This is a genomic window from Thalassolituus sp. UBA2009, from assembly GCF_002335285.1.
Classification (GTDB): Bacteria; Pseudomonadota; Gammaproteobacteria; order Pseudomonadales; family Oceanobacteraceae; genus Venatoribacter; species Venatoribacter alkanivorans.
Map to the genome: position 1 here is coordinate 1 of NZ_DDCJ01000141.1, position 18,954 is coordinate 18,954.

General features: G+C 52.3%; 16 protein-coding genes. 5 read left to right on the forward strand and 11 right to left on the reverse strand.

Going from position 1 to position 18,954, the window contains the following annotated elements:
- Positions 1 to 81 precede the first annotated feature (81 nt).
- The 6 genes from B3P58_RS16710 to B3P58_RS16735 all read right to left on the reverse strand — a co-directional run bounded on the left by B3P58_RS16710 (position 82) and on the right by B3P58_RS16735 (position 6,240).
- A complete protein-coding gene (locus B3P58_RS16710; protein WP_145468192.1) occupies positions 82 to 546 on the reverse strand; it encodes a hypothetical protein in 465 nt (154 codons plus the stop codon).
- A 33-nt stretch (positions 547 to 579) separates the two neighbouring features.
- On the reverse strand, positions 580 to 2,529 hold the full coding sequence (locus tag B3P58_RS16715; protein ID WP_286719181.1) for a putative bifunctional diguanylate cyclase/phosphodiesterase: 1,950 nt from the start codon (positions 2,527 to 2,529) through the stop codon (positions 580 to 582).
- On the reverse strand, positions 2,514 to 3,656 hold the full coding sequence (locus B3P58_RS16720; RefSeq protein ID WP_286719183.1) for an FIST signal transduction protein: 1,143 nt from the start codon (positions 3,654 to 3,656) through the stop codon (positions 2,514 to 2,516). Before B3P58_RS16720 ends, B3P58_RS16715 begins: the two co-directional genes overlap by 16 nt.
- Before the next feature lie 7 nt (positions 3,657 to 3,663).
- Entirely contained in the window at positions 3,664 to 3,918 is a 255-nt protein-coding gene (locus B3P58_RS16725; RefSeq protein ID WP_145468197.1) for a DUF2789 family protein, read from the reverse strand.
- Between the two features lie 111 nt (positions 3,919 to 4,029).
- On the reverse strand, positions 4,030 to 5,097 hold the full coding sequence (locus B3P58_RS16730) for a fatty acid desaturase family protein (RefSeq protein WP_145468198.1): 1,068 nt from the start codon (positions 5,095 to 5,097) through the stop codon (positions 4,030 to 4,032).
- A gap of 93 nt (positions 5,098 to 5,190) precedes the next feature.
- Positions 5,191 to 6,240 (reverse strand): AraC family transcriptional regulator, encoded by a 1,050-nt coding sequence (locus B3P58_RS16735; protein ID WP_145468200.1) that lies wholly within the window; start codon positions 6,238 to 6,240, stop codon positions 5,191 to 5,193.
- Between the two features lie 132 nt (positions 6,241 to 6,372).
- Between B3P58_RS16735 and B3P58_RS16740 the strand changes: the two genes are divergently transcribed.
- Positions 6,373 to 8,094, forward strand: a complete 1,722-nt coding sequence (locus B3P58_RS16740; protein WP_145468201.1) for an AMP-binding protein — start codon at positions 6,373 to 6,375, stop codon at positions 8,092 to 8,094.
- Between the two features lie 226 nt (positions 8,095 to 8,320).
- Positions 8,321 to 10,126, forward strand: a complete 1,806-nt coding sequence (locus tag B3P58_RS16745; RefSeq protein WP_145468202.1) for an acyl-CoA dehydrogenase C-terminal domain-containing protein — start codon at positions 8,321 to 8,323, stop codon at positions 10,124 to 10,126.
- Between the two features lie 81 nt (positions 10,127 to 10,207).
- On the opposite strand, the gene B3P58_RS16750 is transcribed toward B3P58_RS16745, so the two are convergent.
- On the reverse strand, positions 10,208 to 11,986 hold the full coding sequence (locus B3P58_RS16750) for a HAMP domain-containing protein (protein ID WP_230330897.1): 1,779 nt from the start codon (positions 11,984 to 11,986) through the stop codon (positions 10,208 to 10,210).
- Between the two features lie 328 nt (positions 11,987 to 12,314).
- On the opposite strand from B3P58_RS16750, the gene B3P58_RS16755 reads away from it, so the two are divergent.
- On the forward strand, positions 12,315 to 12,971 hold the full coding sequence (locus B3P58_RS16755) for an OmpW/AlkL family protein (protein ID WP_230330898.1): 657 nt from the start codon (positions 12,315 to 12,317) through the stop codon (positions 12,969 to 12,971).
- A 96-nt stretch (positions 12,972 to 13,067) separates the two neighbouring features.
- Here B3P58_RS16755 and B3P58_RS16760 read toward each other — a convergent pair whose 3' ends face one another.
- The 4 genes from B3P58_RS16760 to murI all read right to left on the reverse strand — a co-directional run bounded on the left by B3P58_RS16760 (position 13,068) and on the right by murI (position 16,719).
- Positions 13,068 to 13,718: a chalcone isomerase family protein gene (locus B3P58_RS16760; RefSeq protein WP_286719186.1), complete on the reverse strand. Its 651-nt coding sequence runs from the start codon at positions 13,716 to 13,718 to the stop codon at positions 13,068 to 13,070.
- A 101-nt stretch (positions 13,719 to 13,819) separates the two neighbouring features.
- Positions 13,820 to 15,217 carry a cardiolipin synthase gene (cls, locus tag B3P58_RS16765; RefSeq protein WP_286719188.1) on the reverse strand — a complete coding sequence of 466 codons (1,398 nt, stop codon included), beginning with the start codon at positions 15,215 to 15,217 and terminating at the stop codon, positions 13,820 to 13,822.
- A gap of 41 nt (positions 15,218 to 15,258) precedes the next feature.
- Complete coding sequence (gene folE / locus B3P58_RS16770) at positions 15,259 to 15,810, reverse strand: GTP cyclohydrolase I FolE (protein WP_145468209.1); 552 nt, start codon at positions 15,808 to 15,810, stop codon at positions 15,259 to 15,261.
- Positions 15,811 to 15,864: 54 nt separating this feature from the next.
- Complete coding sequence (gene murI, locus B3P58_RS16775; RefSeq protein ID WP_286719190.1) at positions 15,865 to 16,719, reverse strand: glutamate racemase; 855 nt, start codon at positions 16,717 to 16,719, stop codon at positions 15,865 to 15,867.
- 129 nt (positions 16,720 to 16,848) lie between these two features.
- On the opposite strand from murI, the gene B3P58_RS16780 reads away from it, so the two are divergent.
- Positions 16,849 to 17,844 carry a GGDEF domain-containing protein gene (locus tag B3P58_RS16780; protein WP_145468212.1) on the forward strand — a complete coding sequence of 332 codons (996 nt, stop codon included), beginning with the start codon at positions 16,849 to 16,851 and terminating at the stop codon, positions 17,842 to 17,844.
- A gap of 63 nt (positions 17,845 to 17,907) precedes the next feature.
- Complete coding sequence (gene ppk2 / locus B3P58_RS16785; protein WP_286719192.1) at positions 17,908 to 18,768, forward strand: polyphosphate kinase 2; 861 nt, start codon at positions 17,908 to 17,910, stop codon at positions 18,766 to 18,768.
- The last annotated feature ends 186 nt before the right edge of the window (positions 18,769 to 18,954 follow it).

Here is an 18,954-nt window from a genome sequence, read left to right on the forward strand (position 1 = left end):
AATTAGTGTCGACAGGCCCTAAGAGGTTTTATCAGGAGAGCACGGCGCTGGCAATGTACTCTGTTTGTTATTTCCGGCTTGTTATTCGCGAGCAGCGGCGTGTTCCTGTGCCCAGGCCAGCAGCATACGGTGAACTCGCTCGTCGCAGGGCAAGTGGTGCAGTTCACTTTCATCCAGCGCGTTAGCATCCTGCCATTCGTCGCGGCAGTCACTGATTTCAATGCTCAGATCGCGGCTGCAGGCGTCATAGAGTTTTTCCAGCAGCTCAGTTACCCGCACGGGATCGTCGGCAAACAGATAAGGCTGTTCCAGATCGTGTTCCAGTTCACGCATGACCGACCAGGCGGTTTCACCACGCTGATACAGGGTGTCGGGGTTGATGCCGTGCAGATCCTGCAGGCTAATATCCCAGTCGTCCCAGTCATCTTCCGGCTGAATCAGAGTGGTTTTGATCTGGCCGTCAGACTGCGACCAGGCAATGGCAACCGGATGGGCGTGTTCTTCAAACGAACTGCCGTCGATGGCAATAAATTGCGGATATTTCACAGTGGCCTCTCAGGATTCAGGAATGCGGCGAATCTACTCAGATGCACCGGGTTTGGCAAGGGGGGAGGTGGCGGCAGGCAGCGTCGGACTTAACTGAAAATAATGCCGGGCAGCTTCGCCGTTAACCGGGCGGCCATAAAAATAACCCTGTGCCAGATCGCAGCCGCTGTCGATCAGAAAATTGGCCTGCTCAACGGTTTCGATACCTTCGGCCACGATTAGTTTATTTAACTGTTTACCGAGGGTGATGATGGTGTTGGCGATGGCACGGTCGGCGCGGCTGGTACTTAAATCGCGGACAAACGTGCGGTCAATTTTGATCGCATCGACCGGTAGCGTCTTCAGATAATTCAGTGAAGAAAACCCACTGCCAAAATCATCCAGATAAACAAAGACATCGTGTGCGCGGAAATATTCCAGCACGCCTCTGGCACTGACCAGATCCTGCATCAGCAGGCTTTCCGTAATTTCAACCGAAATCATCGCCGATGGAATACCGTAAGAGCGGATGGTATCGACAATATCTTCATGAAAGCCGGGAATCAGAAACTGGCGCGGTGATAAATTGATGCTGATATTGCTTTCATAGCCTTCATTCAGCCACTGGCGGGCCTGATGACAGGCTTTTTCAACCACCATCTGGCCGATCTGGGAAATCATGCCGGCTTCTTCGGCGATATGAATAAAACTTTCCGGTGATACGAAACTGCCGTCCGGCCGCTGCCAGCGCAGCAGGGCTTCAAAACTGTGCAACTGGCCGGTACGGGCACCGCGCGGATCATTCTGCAAAAATACTTTTGGCTGGTAGTAAAGCTCGAGCTGATCCTGCTCAATGGCTTTACGCAGTTCGGTTTCCATCTGCAGGCGATGCTGGGCGATACGTTCCAGTGACGGGGTAAAAAAGTGGAAGCAGTTTTTACCGTTGGCTTTGGCGCGGTACATGGCAATGTCGGCATTACGCATCAGCAGGCCGGTGCTTTCTCCATCATTAGGGTACATGGCAATACCGATAGAGGCGCCGATAAAAAAGCTGCGCTGATCCAGTTCGACCGGTGGCATCAGGGTGGCCAGCATATTATCAGCTCGCTGCAGTACTTCGTCCTGACTGCTGATGTCATCCATGATGACCACAAATTCATCACCGCCGACACGGGCTAATGTATCCTGAGGTTTGATTCCCTGTTTCAGACGCAGGGCCACTTCGATCAGCAGTTTGTCACCGCTGGCATGGCCCAGGCTGTCGTTGATGGTTTTAAAGCCATCAAGATCGATATAACACAGGGCAATGCGCGAATGCTGCGCCTGTGCGCGGTTAATACTCAGTTCCAGCCGGTCCTGCAGCAGTACCCGGTTAGGCAGACCGGTCAGGCTGTCGTGTTGTGCCTGATAGGTGATGGTTTCTTCTTTTTCACGGATTTCGCTGATATCACGCAGCATCCAGATATAACCGGCGACCGGGTGTTTGACCGCATAGACTTCAAGCCAGCCGCCTTTACGCATCGGGTAAATACGGTGACTGCCATGCTCATGATTGCGCATTTCTTTCAGCTGATCATACAGTTGCTGACCTTCAAATAATTGCAGAAAAGAATTACGGAACAGATCTGCGCCGGTCATATGATTAATACGTTCTTCGCTCAGCCCCATCAGCAGTAAATAGTGTTTATTGACGGCAATCGGCCGGTCGGTATCGGCACTGACGACCAGAATCCCTTCTTTTGAGGCATTCAGGGTTGCATCAAGAATTTCATAGGAGGCTTTAAGATCGGCTTGTGCCTGTTGCTGCGTCTGCAGGTTCTGGCTCAGACGCTGATTGCGCTCCAGCAGCTCTTCTGCTGTCAATGCCAGTGAGCGTTCGAGCATTTCGCGGTCAAGATCTGCCTGCTCATAAGCGCTGCTGATAGCCTGCAACAGAGGCTGGAATGTTTCCGGGACAGTTTCCTGAAAATGTCGTTTTAGCTGTCGTTTCAGCAGTCGGTGCATGCTGTTCGCTCAGTAAATGTAGTAATGGTCAGCGTTTGGTTGTGCAGATTGCACTTACCGACTCCGCGGTTGGGTGCAATTTCTCCGTAAGAGTAGAAACCGCAGACCGGGATGTTGGCTCCCAGTGTCTCGCTGAAGGCTTCCAGTTCTTCATCAATTAATTGCTGCATCACCGCCCGTCTGCCGACGCAGCTGACCAGCAGGGCAAAATCCGGTGTTGCCTGGTTTTGTTGGCTGACCTGCTGGCAGGCGGTATGAGCACCGTCGATCAGACGGTCAACATTCGCACGCATCAGTTGCGCGAAATGTTGCTCAGGGATGTCGGCGCCAAACAGCAGGCAGCGTTCCTGCCAGTCAATGCCGAGCACCGAGCAGACGACAGGATCGTTGTCTGCAGCGGAGATCAGTAAAGGAAAGCGCAGGCCCGATGCCGGCAGCTGGTCGGCATAATGACCCAGGTATTTTTCATACAGATCAAGGGCGCAGATATCATCAAGTTCATACAAGCGATTACCCCGGGCGCGGGTAATGCGGCGTTTGGGGCCGAACGGATCCCAGCCGCCATAGCTGCCACAGCTCACACTGAGATGTTGGCCGTAAAATCCGATACCGCAGACGTGGTGGCTGAACCGGCCATCGCTGGTGTACAACCAGGTTTGTTTAAAACGTTCCCCATCGGCGGCAATACCACCGGATATATGGTTGAAGGGGGCTAGCTGTTGGTTAAGTCCGGCTACCAGCTGGCTGCCATTCACACTGAGGCCATTAGCAAACACCAGTATGTGAATTAAATCGTCCTGCTGCAGTTGCTGCGCTACACGAATGCCGGCCTGGCGGCTGCCTTCAATACCGTCAACGCATTCGGTCACGAGTCTGATCCGGGTATGGGCAAAGCGGATAACCGTAAGAGTGATGCTGTTGTCGATCACCCGCTGCTGATGAATTTCGCCGCTGGCTGAGCTGCCGCACAAAGGTGTTTCCGGAAAGTGTTGCTGCAACGTGTTGATCGCTGCGGCCGGATCAACAGAGGCAAACAGCAGCAACAGATCAGCCTGACCTTCAGTAAGGGCCGGGGACCACTGTGGCGGGACGCTGGTGGCATCCCAGATATGCTGGCTGACCTGCATTCAGTAATCAGCAGGGACGGATGTCAGCGGCATGACGCAGGAGGCTGTCGAGGGTATCGATAACCTCGGCCCAGTCAGCATCCTGAGCCAGCGATTCACGCAGAAACGCCTGCTGTGAATTATTGAAAAAGTCGAGTTCGGCCAGCTTTTTATTGTCTGCAACGGGTTTATGCTGCTCGATAAAGTCGGCGATATTCTGGTCGGAGTTTGGCAGGCCGAGTTGTGCAAACAGGCCGTTAAGGCTGTGTACTGGCGATTCCATGAGCATACTCCTGAAACATGAGTGTATTTTTGGTAATCCTCTGATTTAGTTCAGAAATCAGCGGTTAAAACTCTCAATGTTCAGTTTAGCAGCTTGCTGGAAGAGTGTTGCCTATCCGTCGCTGCGGCCAAGCTGGCGCAGATGATGGTAATGACCTTTCAGTGCCGCGCCGAGGCTGGGATAACTGCGGATAGAATGACCCTGACGGTTGCAGGATTCCTGCAGTAAGCGGTGCAGTGCTGGGTAGTGAATATGACTGACCCGGGGAAACAGGTGGTGTTCGACCTGAAAGTTCAGCCCCCCCAGAGCCCAGGTCAGGAAACGGCTGTCGGTGGCAAAGTCGACGGTGGTGCGTAACTGGTGTGCCGCCCATTCGTCTTCCATGCTGCCATCGGCCGTGGGCTGCGGAAATTCCGCCTGTTCGACTATGTGAGCGAGCTGAAATACCACAGCAAATAAAAAGCCTAAGATGGCATGCATGAGTAAAAAGCCGGTAATAACGGTGGTGCCGTCGGCAAGGCTCAGCGGCAGCGCGATATAAATCAGCAGATACAGCAGCTTGCTGGCCCAGAATTCCAGATGATCTGCGGCGGACAAGCGATGGCTGAACGGCCGCTGGGCGATTTTCTGGCGAAAATACGCTTTGTAGTCGAGAGCAAAAAACCAGAACAGACTGGTCAGCGGATACAGCAGCCAGACATAAATATGCTGATAACGGTGAAACCAGAAACGACGCTGATGCGGGCTCATTCGGAACAGCCCCAGCGCATCAATGTCTTCATCAACCTCGTCCACATTGGTAAAGCTGTGATGATTACGGTTGTGTTTCTGTGCCCAGTAAAAACGGTTACTGCCGATCAGATTAAAGGTAAGCGCGGCCAGCCGGTTGAGACGCCGTGAGCGGCTGAAAGATTCGTGAGCGCCATCGTGCATCACGTTAAAACCCACAAGGGCGGTGGCTATACCATGTATAAACCAGGCGGCCAGACTCCAGGGAGCAGGCAGTAACAGCAGGGCGGCATAGCTGGCGCTAAACAGCAGCAAAATAAGAATGGCTTTACGGTACAGACGTTGGTCACCGCTTTTGGCAATGCCCTGCTGCTGAAAATACTGATTAACCTGAGCGGAAAGCTGCTGATATACCGGGCGCTGGCCGGCAGGAAAATGAACCTGATTCATGATTTATTATGATTGTTATCGTTGCCGCCATGCTACCTGAGTTTGAGGTTTTGTAAAACGCCCGTCTCAGGATTGTTGCTGCGCACCAGTACTTTATTCGTCGGGCTGAGCAGGATATTGCTCCCGTGCCCTTTTACGGAAAGCCCGTGGCGATTCCCCCAGCCAGCGACGGAAGGCACGGCCGAAGTTTGAAGGGTCGTTGTAACCCAGCTGGTGGGCAATATCTTCCACCGAGGTATTGGTTTCCAGCAGCAGATGCAGGGCCTGTTCGCGCCGTGCCTCATCAATAATATTCTGATAGGTAGTGTTCAGCTGGGCCAGCTGGCGGTTAATGGTACGCGGGCTGGAGTTCAGCGTTTTAGCCATAACGGTAAGCGTCGGAAACGCATCCATACGGTCGAGGCGGCGGCGGATCTGGGTTACCAGATCCTGGCCACGATCAAGTTCGGCCAGCTGCTTTTCACATTCGGCTTCCGCCATACGCCGCGCGGTGGTGTTGGCGGTAGATACCGGAGTATCCAGCAGCCAGGCCGGAATACAGAGCTGATTGTGTGGCTGATTGAACATCACCGGAATGCCGAGAACGCCTTCGTAACAGGAACCCGGGCGCACCGGGGCATCGGTAAATTTGGCTACGGCTGTCAGTTCTTCACTGTTCTGGGTCAGAAAACGGGCAATGGTGACCAGCGTTGAAATAATATTCTGCACGACAAAACTGAAGGTGCTTGGCATGGCGGCCAGACGGTTGATCTGAATGATGGCGGTGTCGTGATCATGCAGAAAACGGATATCGGCCAGCAGGGTGCGGGTGCGGGCATAACGGATGGCCAGAGACAGTGCCTGCCCCAGCGTATCGCTGGCCATAATGGCAAAGCCGAGAAAGCCATGGCTGGAAATATTCATCCGTTTTCCATGCTCCAGCCCGAGCAGCGGATCGCCGCTCAGCGCCAAAGCATTCTCCACCACCTTGTGATACTGCAGGGGGGAGATAAATTCCTGTGCAGAAGCCAGCGTCTTACCACTCAGACCAGTGCCCTGAGCTAACTGTGCGGTGCTGATCCCCTGCTGGGCGAGCAGGTCAATCAGTTGTGACAGATATTCAGTGCCGATAAATGCCCGGCTGGCAGCGGAGGACTGTGACATAGTGGTCGGAATGTTTCAGTTGGCGTGTTATGACCGGAAGCATGTCACGTTTTCCTCTTTAACTCAACGCGGCTTTCGGTCATAGTTTTGGCCATTAAAAAAACAAAAACCTGAATTCTGAAGGGGAACCCTGTGGAAGCATCTTTCTGGGACGGCAAGCGCGCACCTGGTGTCAGTGATCAAATCGATCTGAATAAATACAATGCAGTAGTGGAAGTGGTGGAAAGCGCATTTCAGCGTTATGCCGACCGTGCCGCGTTTACCAGCATTGGCTACACCCTGACATATCGTCAGATTGACGAATACAGCGCAGCCTTTGCTGCTTACCTGCAAAATCACACCACTCTGAAGCCCGGCGACCGTATCGCCATTCAGATGCCGAATATCCTGCAATTCCCGATTGCCATGTACGGTGCCCTGCGTGCCGGTATGGTGGTGGTGAACACCAACCCGCTGTATACCGAACGGGAAATGCTGCACCAGTTTAATGACTCCGGTGCCAAGGCGCTGGTGTGTATGGATGTCTTTGCCAAATCGGTACAGAACATCCGCGCGGAAACCGGTCTGAAGCATATTATCGTGACCAGTCTGGCCGATATGCTGCCATTCCCGAAACGCACGCTGATCAACGCCGCAGCCAAATACGTGAAGAAAATGGTTCCGGCTTACAACCTGCCGGATGCCATTCCATTCCGTAAGGCACTGGCACAGGGCGCTAAGTTTGGAGGTTTTGTCGCCAACTACATCAAGAACCCGAATGACACCATTATTCTGCAGTACACCGGTGGTACAACCGGTGTGGCCAAAGGCGCAGAGCTGACCAACCGCAACCTGGTCGCCAACATGATGCAGGCCCGCGCCATGCTCAGCCAGACCGACAGCAATGGCCAGCAAATCAAACCGGATACCGGTGTGAAAGTGGTGGCACCACTGCCGCTGTACCACATTTATTCTTTCACCGTGCATCTGATGGCGCTGTTTGAACTGGGTGATCACAGCATCCTGATTGCCAATCCGCGCGATACCAATATGTTCGTGCGTATGATCAAACCACATCAGCTGACCGGATTTATTGGTCTGAACACGCTGTTTGTATCACTGCTGAACCACCCTGAATTCAAGAACTGCGATTTCAGCCAGCTGAAGCTGACGCTGTCAGGCGGTACTGCGCTGGTGGAAGACACGGCCCGTCGCTGGAAAGAAGCAACCGGCTGTGGCATCTCTGAAGCCTATGGTTTAACTGAATGTTCGCCTGCGGTGTGTATGAACCCGGCCGGTGGTCTGGAGCAGATGGGTACTGTTGGTCAGGCCGTTCCCGGTACTGCGCTGAAGTGTATCGATCCGGAAGGTAACGAGGTGGCCGTCGGTGAGCGTGGCGAGCTGTGTGTTAAAGGCCCGCAGGTAATGAAAGGCTACTGGAACCGTCCGGAAGCGACCGCCGACAGTTTTACTGCGGATGGTGAATGGCTGCGTACCGGTGACGTTGCGGTGATTGATGAAGACGGCTTTGTGAAGATCGTTGACCGTATCAAAGATATGATTCTGGTATCCGGATTTAACGTTTATCCGAACGAAATTGAAGACGTGGTCGCGATGCACCCGGCGGTTGAAAACTGTGCCGCTATCGGTGTACCGGATGATAAAACCGGTGAAGCGGTAAAATTGTTCGTGGTTGCAACCGACCCGAACCTGACCGTGGAAGAAATCAAGAAACACTGCCGTGAAAACATGACCGCTTATAAAGTGCCGCGTCATGTAGAGTTCCGCAGCGAACTGCCAATGACTCCGGTTGGTAAGATTCTGCGTCGTGAACTGAAGGATGAAGAAGCAAAAAAGCAGGCTGAGCCAGCCTGATTGGCTCCAGCCCTGAATAAAAAAGCCCGCGCCTGACGCGGGTTTTTTTATTTCGGCCTCCGGCGTCTGACCGCCAACCTCCGACAGGTTACCCAAGTGACGCGCAGCATCGGCCGCGTAGCCAATGGCGCTGGGGCCGGCTGTTGCCAAAATCGCCGCACATTTTTACCCGATAGCGGGCAGTCCATTGTTGCCCTGAGTTCCGCGTTATTCTGAGGATGTGCAAATGATTCAGTACAAGGCTCCACTTAAAGATATTCAGTTTCTGATTAACGATGTATTCGATTTTCAGTCCCATTACAAAAACATTCCGGGTGGCGATGAAGCAACGCCGGAAATGGTTGATGCCATTCTGACCGAAGCCGCGCGCTTCAGTGAGGAAGTGGTTTCTCCGCTGTATCAGGTCGGCGATGAAGGCTGTGTGTGGAATGACGGTGAAGTCACCACACCAAAAGGCTTTAAAGAAGCCTACGGCCAGTATGTTGAGGGTGGCTGGCAGGGCATGTCGGCGCCGGTTGCCTACGGCGGTCAGGGTTTACCTCTGTCTCTTGGTGTTATCAAATCTGAAATGATCGGTACGGCCAACTGGGTATGGGGTATGTATCCGGGCCTGTCTCTGGGAGCGATGAACACCATTTACATGCACGGTACCGAAGAGCAGAAGCAGACTTATCTGGTGCCTATGACCGAAGGTCGCTGGACCGGCACTATGTGTCTGACTGAGCCGCAGTGCGGTACCGACCTGGGTCAGGTAAAAACCAAAGCCGAGCCTAATGGTGATGGCAGCTACAGCCTGACCGGCACCAAAATTTTTATTTCATCCGGTGAACATGATCTGACTGAGCAGATTGTGCATATCGTACTGGCCCGCCTGCCGGGGGCGCCGGAAGGCACGAAAGGTATTTCGCTGTTTATTGTGCCGAAATTCCATGTGAACGCTGATGGCTCACTGGGTGACCGTAACCCGGTGGCTTGTGGTTCCATTGAAGAGAAAATGGGCATTCATGGTTCATCCACCTGTGTGATGAACTTTGACGGTGCCAAAGGTTTTCTGATCGGGCCGGAAAACAAAGGTCTGATGTGCATGTTCACCTTTATGAATACCGCCCGTATCGGTACTTCGATTCAGGGCGTTGGTGCGGCTGAACTGTCTTTCCAGGGCGCTCTGCCTTACGCCAAAGACCGTCGCTCCATGCGCTCGCTGAGCGGTACCAAGCATCCGGATAAAGTGGCTGATTCGCTGATTGTGCACCCGGATGTGCGCCGTATGCTGCTGACCCAGAAAGCCATCGCTGAAGGTGGTCGTGCGATGCTGTATCACGCCGCCCGTCTGGCCGATTTTATGATGGCTGCACACGATCGTGGTGACAATAAAGGCTACGAACAGTTTGACGACAAACTGGGTTTTCTGACTCCGATTCTGAAAGCTTTCCTGACTGAGCTGGGCTATGAAGCCGCTAACCACGGTGTGCAGGTTTACGGTGGACATGGCTTTATTAAAGAGTGGGGCATGGAGCAGATTGTTCGTGATACCCAGATTGCCAAGCTGTATGAAGGCACCACCGGTGTGCAGGCGCTGGATCTTTTGGGCCGTAAAATTCTGCTGGGTAAACTGAAGTCCTTTAATGAATTCCGTGCAGAAGTCACGGCTTTTATTAAAACTCATGAGAACCGTGCAGAAATGAAGCCGCTGATCAAACAACTGAAGCGCTATATGCTGCAATGGCGTATCAATACCTTCCGTGTTGCTTATAAAGCATCAAAAAACCGCGATATGGTGGGTGCGGCATCGGTGGATTATCTGATGTTCTCCGGTTATGTGGTGATGGCATATTTCTGGGCCCAGATGGCTGATAAAGCTTACAGCGGTATTAAATCCGCTAAAGGTGACCGCGACTTTTATCAGGCTAAAATTCATACCGCTGAGTTTTATTTTGACCGTCTGCTGCCACGGGCAAAAGGCCATGCCAAAATGATGCTGAAGGATCCGAAAACCCTGATGCAGATGAAAGAAGAGCATTTCGCTTTCTGATTCTGAAGAAAATAAAAAAGCCCGGCATGGCCGGGCTTTTTTGTTTCTGTTGTTACTTTTTTCACTGAAATTACGGTGAATTTACAGCCGTGCCATATCCAGACTGAATTCCAGATGCAGTTGCGTGGGGGTTTTAAGCTGGCGCTGCAGTGCACCATCAAAACGCAGTGAAATTATATGATCACACAGCGCGTAAAATTCGCTGTCAGGAGTAATCTGTCCGGCTTCAAATGGAGCGTTCAGGTGAAAATCGATACTGGTCAGAACCATATCGTCGACCAGGCGGAGTTGCAGATCCAGCTTGCGGCAATGCTGCAATGCAGGATCTTTCAGCAAGAGGTAATCAAACAGAAAGTGAATAAGATCCGGGTTTTCTTCAATAATCAGCGAGAAGGGCAACAGCCGGTTAACTTCTATTGATTGCAGTTCCTGTGCCTGATTCAGCCAGCCTTCAATGCAGTGAGTCAGGTTGATGCTGGTGCGTGTATCCTGGGTGGTAATGCGCAGATATTGCAGAAACACCTGAATGCCGGGCAACATTTCCGGCTGATGGATATGTTTAGCCAGATGCTCAAGTTGATTAAGCAGCAGGTGATTGATTTTTTTCTGTTGCTGTTGACGCTCACTGGCATTCATCTGCTCCAGCTCGGATTCCAGCTTTTGTACCGTGGCTTTCGTGCGCAACTGCTCGTTATATAGTTCTTCTGTGCGTTGCGTGACTTTATTTTCCAGTGAAATCGTCAGTTCCTGCGCATGGCGCCGGGCAATCTGCTCTTTGGTCCGGTCAACCACGCAGATTAATATCTGTTGCGGGCGGTTTTCATCATAACGGGTGATCTGCAGAGTGATATCGAAGTAGCATTCTTCCTGGCGGAAGTTGTATAGGCAGAACTCATCATGAATACGTGCGATGCGCCCCTGCAGCAGTTTGTTAATCCGTTCTCTTTGCTCCACCCCATGCGGGCCGCTGATCATATCCATCAGCCGGTCCATTGGATGCTTCATGCTTTCCAGCTCCAGTTCGGTACTGGCCAGCTGGTTGGCAAAGTGGTTGTTGCATTCGAAGCTGTCGTTGTCCGGCAGATAGCGGCAAAAACCAATTGCGGCATTATTAATGGCCATGCTGAGCTGTTCTTTGGTGTTTTCCAGCTGCATCCGCGCGCGTTCGCGCTCATCAACATCCTGCTGCAGAGTGTCACGCATACGGTTAATGGCATCGGCCACCATATTCAGCTCGTCCCGTTTATGCGGCGGATCGTTCAGCACCAGAGGATGATCCAGTTTGTTCAGACTGAACTGGCTGGCCCATTCCGCCATCCGGCCAAGGCGCCGGGTAATCACCTGATGGACAATAAACAGCACAAAGATCGAAACGGAAAAAGTTTTAATAAACTGCGTCAGCAGGATATTTACGGTTTTGTGTTTGAGTTCGTTGTACAGCCCGGTGTAATCCAGGTTCAGGTGCAGATTTCCCAGATGGTAGGACTGGCCGGCACTCTGATAATCAAGGGCGAAAGAATAGCGTTGGTCAGACTGGCCGTAGACATCGCCTGCACTGTGCAGCACGTTGCCACGGTTTTCGATGTAGACGTAGACCACGCCGGGGAAGTTAAGAATACCGTTGAGCTGAGACTCAATCTGGCGTGAATCAAAATTCCAGAGGCTGTAACTGATGCTCTGCTGGTAACTGGTCTGAATCTGGTGCAGGTTTTTATCATAACTGCTCATGCCGCGCTGATAATCGGACATGAGGATGTACAGAAAAGCGGCGAGGGTGGTCACGAAGCTGAAGGCAAGCAGGTAGGAGAGCAGCTTGCGGCCGATGGATACGTAGTTCTTGTTGCTGGCTGGATTGTTCAAATTAATGCTTCGCAGTCAGTTGTCTGGTCTGTGGCTTAACCTGGTTTACAGCATGACTGTAATGATGGCTATCGTTACGGTCTGGGCTGCTCTGTGCTGGCAATTTCAGGCCAGTGTTATTCATTCTGGCGGCCTTATTGCGATAAAACAATGAAATACTCATGCCAGAAGCGCTGAAAATGGCGGTTAATGTCGTCCGAAGTTGATTTGTCACAACTTCTTTAGGGGTATAAGCCTAACCATTTTTATTTCTTGATTTGCATCAAATGGCACCCCGGATTAACCGTTAACCTGAGCTCATCTTTTAAGCATAGATGAGGAACACAGAATGAAACTGTTGAAAACTTTGTTAGCAAGCGCAGTCGCGGTTTCTGCAATGCCAGCTCTGGCTTATGAAGCCGGTGATATTATTGTTAAGGCTGGTGTTGTTAACGTGAATCCGAAATCAGACAGTGGCGCAGACTCAAGTCCGGTAACAAGCACATTGGTTCCAGGCGATAAAAGCGAGCTGGTTGTTGGTGATGATACCCAGTTAGGCCTGACTCTGACCTATATGGTGGCTCCTCAGGTGGGTGTTGAAGTACTGGCGGCCACTCCATTCCAGCATCAGGTAGAAGTTGAGGGTGGTGCTTTAGATGGTACTAAAGTGGCTGAAGCCAATCATCTGCCGCCGACAGTATCTGTTCAATACTACCCAATGGATGCTGCTTCAAAAATTCAACCTTATGTTGGCCTGGGTGTTAACCATACTTTCTTCTTCAATGAAAAAGACAGCACAGGTTTAGGCATTGTCGGTGGGTTGAAAAAGAGCTGGGGGCTGAGCTACTCAGCAGGCTTGGATTACATGATTGATGATCATTTTCTGGTTAACGCTGCAGTATGGAAAATGGATATTGATACAGAAGTCCGCGGTGGTGCGGCAGATGGTCTGAAAGTTGAAATCGATCCTCTGGTATTTATGGTTGCTGCCGGTTACAAGTTCTGATCTCAGTGTGATTATGAACAGATAGCAAAAGCCACGCATTGCGTGGCTTTTTTGTTTTATCTGTTGTTATTGATTGAGAAGTTATTTGTTAAGAATTTAATCTGCAGCAATGTTGGCATGCTGCTGGTCAGTCAGGCCCAGAATTTCATTTTTAAAACGATGGGATACCGGATATTCGCCGATCCAGATTTTCAGTAAGGCGTCATACAGATCTTTACCGGGCAAAACACCTTTCACCTCGTCGTTGATGACTACCCGTGAACCAACACCAGGCACATAGTCGACATAGCCTGCGTCACCGCGCTCCAGTTTTCCGTCAAACATTTTTACCAGCATATCCAGCCGCTCATCCATCTGTTCGGCCTCGTCGCTGCTAATGTTCAGTTGCAGGGCATCATACATCGCCGTGGCGATACGGCGTCCGCTGACGCGATTCACCAGAATGTGGTAAACGATGCGTTTGTAGCTTTCCTGTTCGATGAGCTGACTGGCATCGGCGGATGGGGATTCGACATACAACAGACCAACGTAGGTATCGACCAGATAGTACAACGTGCGTACTGAAGCGCCGTTCAGCTGCAACTCCGGATGATCGGTGGATTGCGGCAGAACTTCCGGAAATTCAAAACCTTCTATTGTGCGTGCGTGGCTGGTTGCGCTCAGTGCGAGCAAAGAGATCAGCAGAGCGGGTTGCAGAGCCGATACGAGCGGGTGTTTGAGTGCTTTGCGGAATAACAGATTAACCATGGCGATCCCTCTGGTTTCTTATTGTTATGCCTTCACTCTATGCCCCTGAGCATGCCGGGGCAATGATTGTCATAATTAATTCATCAAACTGTGGTTGGCGGTTAAAGCAAAGGTGCGAGTAAGCGGCTTGTTTTGGCCAGCAGCACGGGCCACCAGTGTTGGCTTATTTGCGTTGGTTCAGAATGGTCGAAATCAAGTTGCAGCATGCTTTCAACATCGCTGGCAAAACTCCGGCTCTGGATCAGCGCGCCGATTTCAAAATTAATCCGCAGGGAACGGTTGTCGAGGTTGGCACTGCCGATACTGCTCCATTCATTGTCGATCAGCAGTACTTTCTGATGCAGGAAGCCTTTTTTATAGGTAAAAAAGCGCACGTTGCAGCGGCTGAGGGATTGGATATAACCGCGCATGGCCTGTTGTACCAGCCAGCTGTCGCTTTTTTCCGGCACCAGAATGCGGATATCAATACCGCGCAGACCAGCCAGTTGCAGGGCGCTGACCAGATTCTGGTCCGGCACAAAATAGGGGCTGACCAGCCAGCAGCGTTCCTGTGCGCTGTGAATCAGGTGAGTGAAATACAGGCTGGCACTTTCGGTTTCATCGGCGGGGCCAGAGGCAATGCACATCACATTGTTATCACCGGTCGCCGGGCTGCTGTTCCATTCAATGGTTGGGATATATTGAGTGGCCCAGTGCCAGTCTTCGGTAAAGGATAACTGAAAACTGAGTGCTGCCGGACCATGGATTTCGACATGGGTGTCGCGCCAGAAGCCGTCTTTCTGACTGTTGCCACGGTACTCATTACCGACGTTATAGCCACCAACGTAGGCATATTCGCCGTCGCAGATCACCAGTTTACGGTGATTACGGAAATTCAGTTGAGTCCGGTTACGCAGTTGCAGCGGATTAAAGCGTGACACCCGTACGCCGGCATCTTCCAGAGGTTTCAGAAAATGCCGGCCCAGGCTGCGACTGCCAATTTCATCGTACAGAAGATAGGTCGCAACACCGGAACGGGCCTGTTGGCATAACAGGCGGGCCAGTTCCTGACCGGTATCGTCGTCGCGCAGAATATAAAACTGTACGCAAATATAACGCCTGGCTTCGGCAATACGCCGGAACATGGTGCTGAAGGTGGTTTCTCCATCCGTTAATAACCGGCACTGATTGCCGGCAATTTGTGGCAGGCGGAAAAGAGGATAAAGAGGGCGTGTAAGGTGACCAGGGGGCAGGGCAAAGTGTTCAAGTCCCGCCTGAACCTGATCAGCAATAAAACTCAGACTGTGGTCACCATGGCGGCGGGCGCGCAGATAACCGTGAAAGCGGCGGCTGCCAAAGAACGCGTAAAGGGGCAGGGTAACCAGAGGCATCAGCAATAAGCCCAGTACCCAGGCAATGGTGCCCTGAGACGTTCTTCCCTGCCACAGGGCATCAATGGCTGCCAGTACTCCAAAGGTGTACAGCAGCAGCGGCCATATCCACCACGCTTGCTCCGGCATGATTTCCCCTTAATTCATCATGGCCTGAGTAAACGGGATTATCAGAGGCCAATCAAGCGCATAAATTCGTCACGGGTTGCTGCGTTTGAACGGAAGTCGCCCTTCATCACTGAAGTACGCATCATCGAATTCTGTTTCTGCACACCGCGCATCATCATGCACATGTGCTGCGCTTCGACGATCACACCAACGCCGCGGCAACCGGTTACTTCTTCCACGGCTTCTGCAATTTGCTTGGTCATGTTTTCCTGAATCTGCAGACGACGGCCGAACATGTCGACAATACGGGCAAACTTTGACAAGCCCAGAACTTTGCCAGAAGGCAGGTAGCCAATATGGCAGCGGCCGATAAACGGCAGCATGTGGTGTTCACACAGGGAATAAAACTCGATGCCCTGAACCACCACCATCTCATCGTTGTCGCTGGTGAAAACAGCTTTGTTGACCACTTCGTGCAGGTCGGTGGTGTAACCGCTGGTGAGGAATTGCATTGCCTTGGCGGCGCGCTTTGGCGTATCCAGAAGGCCTTCACGCTCAACGTTTTCGCCCAGTTCCGCCAGTACCTGTTGGTACAGGGATTCGAGATTTGACATGTCTATACCGTTGTTAATTTAAATACCTGAGCATTTTACTCAATTTTATAAAACTTATACAAACTGGTTTTTGTATAAGAAATTATCTGCCGGTAACACAGCGCAGCGACTTAACTGGCCGAGCGCTTCGAGATAACGGATCGCGCCGCCCGGTTCTTTGGCTATATCCGTCCAGAAACACTGCAGAAAACCATTACCGTCCGCCGCTGTGCCGGCCGGCAACAGGTCAGCCACACGGCGGGCGATGGCTGCACCAGAGTCAACCCAGCAGACGTTGGGCCACAGCTGCTGCAGCTGTGCTTTCAGTAACGGAAAATGCGTGCAGCCAAGAACCACATGGGTCAGCGGTTCGGGTTGTCTGAGCCATTGATCCAGGTGAGTGAACAGATCCTGCGGCGGTTGCTGGTGAGTGATCCAGTCTTCGGCCCACTGCACCAGTTCTTTGCTGCCGAAGCGGCGCACATTGCAGTGTCCGGCGAAATCACGGATCAGATCATCGGTGTACGTCCGGTTCACGGTTGCCGGAGTGGCCAGCAGGCCGATATGGCAACCGGCTGTGGTGTTGTCTGTCTGCTCCGCGGCCTGTTCTGCTGCAAGAGCCGCGGCCACTTTAATGGCCGGTACAACCCCAACGACTGGAATATCGAGCTGTTGTCGCAGCTGAGGCAGAGCCAGCGTACTGGCCGTGTTACAGGCGATGATCAGCAGGTCGGGTTTTAACTCCCGTACCGCGCTTGTACAGACCTGAAGCACACGGGGGATCAGTTCTTCATCGGTTTTCAGACCGTAAGGAAATGCTTCGTTATCCATCAGATAATGCAGCGACAGGTGCGGTAACAGCTGTCGCACTTCACTGAGAATGCTGAGTCCTCCGACGCCGGAGTCGAAGATCAAAACCGATGGCTTCATGGCGGTACTGGTTATGGAAAGCGCGGCAGTTTAGCAAATGTTTCTGTTTATATCTGCAGCGCGGCGCAGCGAGCGCGAAATGACAGGAAGCAACTATACTGCTCTGGACGGAAAAGGAGCTGTAACTGAGTGGATTTACAGGAATTACTGGATAACGCCCGGCGCAATGAAGCGCTGCTGCGCCGCCTGCAGGCGTTTGAGCTGCAGTTACTGTCCTGCCAGACCTGGTTTGATTTTCTTACCCTGTTGCTTGATGGTCTGCCTGCTCAGTTCGACCTGGATGCTGCAACCCTCAAAGTGTGTGATCCCGACGGTGAGTTAAAAGCTGCAATGCTGCAGTCTCTCGATCTGGAGCAGGGGGTGCTGCTGAATCAGCTCGAATTTCAGAGCCGTGTTCCTATTATTGATGCTGCCCCGATTGCGCCACCGCCTCCCTGGCAGAGTGGTCTGGCCTTACCTTTGTTGCGCAACGATGTGTATCTGGGGCAGTTACGCCTGTACTCGACCAGTCCGGCACGCTTTCAGGGCGGTATGGCCACCGATTTTATGCAGCATCTGGCGGCGGTGATTGCCGCCTGCCTGATGATGGTTAAGCAGTCGGAAGAGCAGGCTCGGCTGGCTCTGACCGACCCTTTAACCGGTGCTGAAAACCGCCGTGGTTTTGAGCGGGCTTATCAGCGTGAATGGGCGCGGGGTCAGCGTCAGTACCATGTTTTTGCCATGATATTGCTCGATCTTGATCACTTTAAGCGGGTGAATGATGTTCATGGTCATGGCACCGGAGACCGGGCGCTGAAAATGCTGTGCCGGACACTGAAGAGTGTGATGCGTCCGACCGATCATATCGGCCGTTTGGGCGGCGAAGAGTTTGCTGTACTGTTGCCAGGTTGCCAGCCTGACCAGTTGCGCGCCGTGGTTGAGCGGGTGCAACAGGCCATTCGTTCGATGAGCGTACACAATGATCTGCAACAACCGGTGCCGATGACGGCTTCGGGCAGCTTTGTTTCTGTTACCCCGCGTCCGCATCAGAATCTGGAGCTGGGGCAGATCATTGATCATCTCGACAGCTATCTCTACCAGGCCAAACGTAATGGCCGCGATTGCTTTGTCAGTGCCGAACAGTGACGGGTATCAAATACCGGTTCACTGCTTCGGTTAAAGTCTTGTTTTAAACCGACCGGAGGTGTCATGTCCGATTCCGCTTCTCACCCATATCCTCTGATACTTCCCGTGGATAAAACACCTGCCGATAAAACCCCTCCGGCAGAACCGGAAAAAACCCTGCATTTACCGTACGGCGAGCGCATGACCCGCGAACGCTACGAGCAGGAAAAGCAAAGCCTGCAGATTGAACTGTTAAAAATGCAGAGCTGGGTAAAGGAAACCGGGCAAAAAGTCGTCGTGTTGTTTGAAGGGCGCGATGCGGCCGGCAAAGGTGGCACCATCAAGCGCTTTATGGAACATATGAATCCGCGTGGCGCCCATGTCGTGGCGTTGGAAAAACCCAGCGACAGCGAACGTACCCAGTGGTATTTCCAGCGCTATGTGCAGCATCTGCCGGCGGCGGGGGAAATCGTGATGTTCGACCGCTCCTGGTATAACCGTGCAGGTGTGGAACGGGTGATGGGCTTTTGCAGTAATACCGAATATATGGAGTTTATGCGCGAGGTGCCCGAGCTTGAGCGCATGTTTGTACGCTCGGGAATTCATCTGATCAAATTCTGGTTTTCCGTTAGTCGTCAGGAGCAGTTGCGCCGTTTCCAGAGTCGTCAGGTTGACCCGTTAAAGCAATGGAAACTCAGCCCGATTGATCTGGCATCACTGGATAAATGGGATGATTACACCGAAGCCAAAGAAGCCATGTTTTATTACACCAATCATCTGGATGCGCCCTGGACGGTGGTGCGCTCGGACGACAAAAAGCGTGCGCGGCTGAATACCATGCGCCATGTGCTGAATCAGCTGGATTACACGAATAAATCGACCTCGCTTGATCTGACGCCCGATCCGCTGATTATTCAGCCCGCCACTCAGTCTATGGACTGCTAGGGCCTGTTAATACTCAGTGAATCCGGCCTGCTGAGCGCCAGTTTTTCTCAGAGCAAGGAGAGAGAAGTGATATTGTCAGGAACATCCATGTTCCTGACCCTGCGGGCTTCGCGCCCAACTGCTCCGGGCAGATGGGTAGCGGGCTAAATGAATAACGAACGACGAAGTTAATGGGGAAAACTGGCC

What these genes read in the sequence shown, in the direction of transcription:
- B3P58_RS16715 (WP_286719181.1), bottom strand. Translation starts at nt 2,529, where the DNA reads ATGCACCGACTGCTGAAACGACAGCTAAAACGACATTTTCAGGAAACT.
- B3P58_RS16720 (WP_286719183.1), bottom strand. Translation starts at nt 3,656, where the DNA reads ATGCAGGTCAGCCAGCATATCTGGGATGCCACCAGCGTCCCGCCACAG.
- B3P58_RS16725 (WP_145468197.1), bottom strand. Translation starts at nt 3,918, where the DNA reads ATGGAATCGCCAGTACACAGCCTTAACGGCCTGTTTGCACAACTCGGC.
- B3P58_RS16730 (WP_145468198.1), bottom strand. Translation starts at nt 5,097, where the DNA reads ATGAATCAGGTTCATTTTCCTGCCGGCCAGCGCCCGGTATATCAGCAG.
- B3P58_RS16735 (WP_145468200.1), bottom strand. Translation starts at nt 6,240, where the DNA reads ATGTCACAGTCCTCCGCTGCCAGCCGGGCATTTATCGGCACTGAATAT.
- B3P58_RS16745 (WP_145468202.1), top strand. Translation starts at nt 8,321, where the DNA reads ATGATTCAGTACAAGGCTCCACTTAAAGATATTCAGTTTCTGATTAAC.
- B3P58_RS16755 (WP_230330898.1), top strand. Translation starts at nt 12,315, where the DNA reads ATGAAACTGTTGAAAACTTTGTTAGCAAGCGCAGTCGCGGTTTCTGCA.
- B3P58_RS16760 (WP_286719186.1), bottom strand. Translation starts at nt 13,718, where the DNA reads ATGGTTAATCTGTTATTCCGCAAAGCACTCAAACACCCGCTCGTATCG.
- cls (WP_286719188.1), bottom strand. Translation starts at nt 15,217, where the DNA reads ATGCCGGAGCAAGCGTGGTGGATATGGCCGCTGCTGCTGTACACCTTT.
- folE (WP_145468209.1), bottom strand. Translation starts at nt 15,810, where the DNA reads ATGTCAAATCTCGAATCCCTGTACCAACAGGTACTGGCGGAACTGGGC.
- murI (WP_286719190.1), bottom strand. Translation starts at nt 16,719, where the DNA reads ATGAAGCCATCGGTTTTGATCTTCGACTCCGGCGTCGGAGGACTCAGC.
- ppk2 (WP_286719192.1), top strand. Translation starts at nt 17,908, where the DNA reads ATGTCCGATTCCGCTTCTCACCCATATCCTCTGATACTTCCCGTGGAT.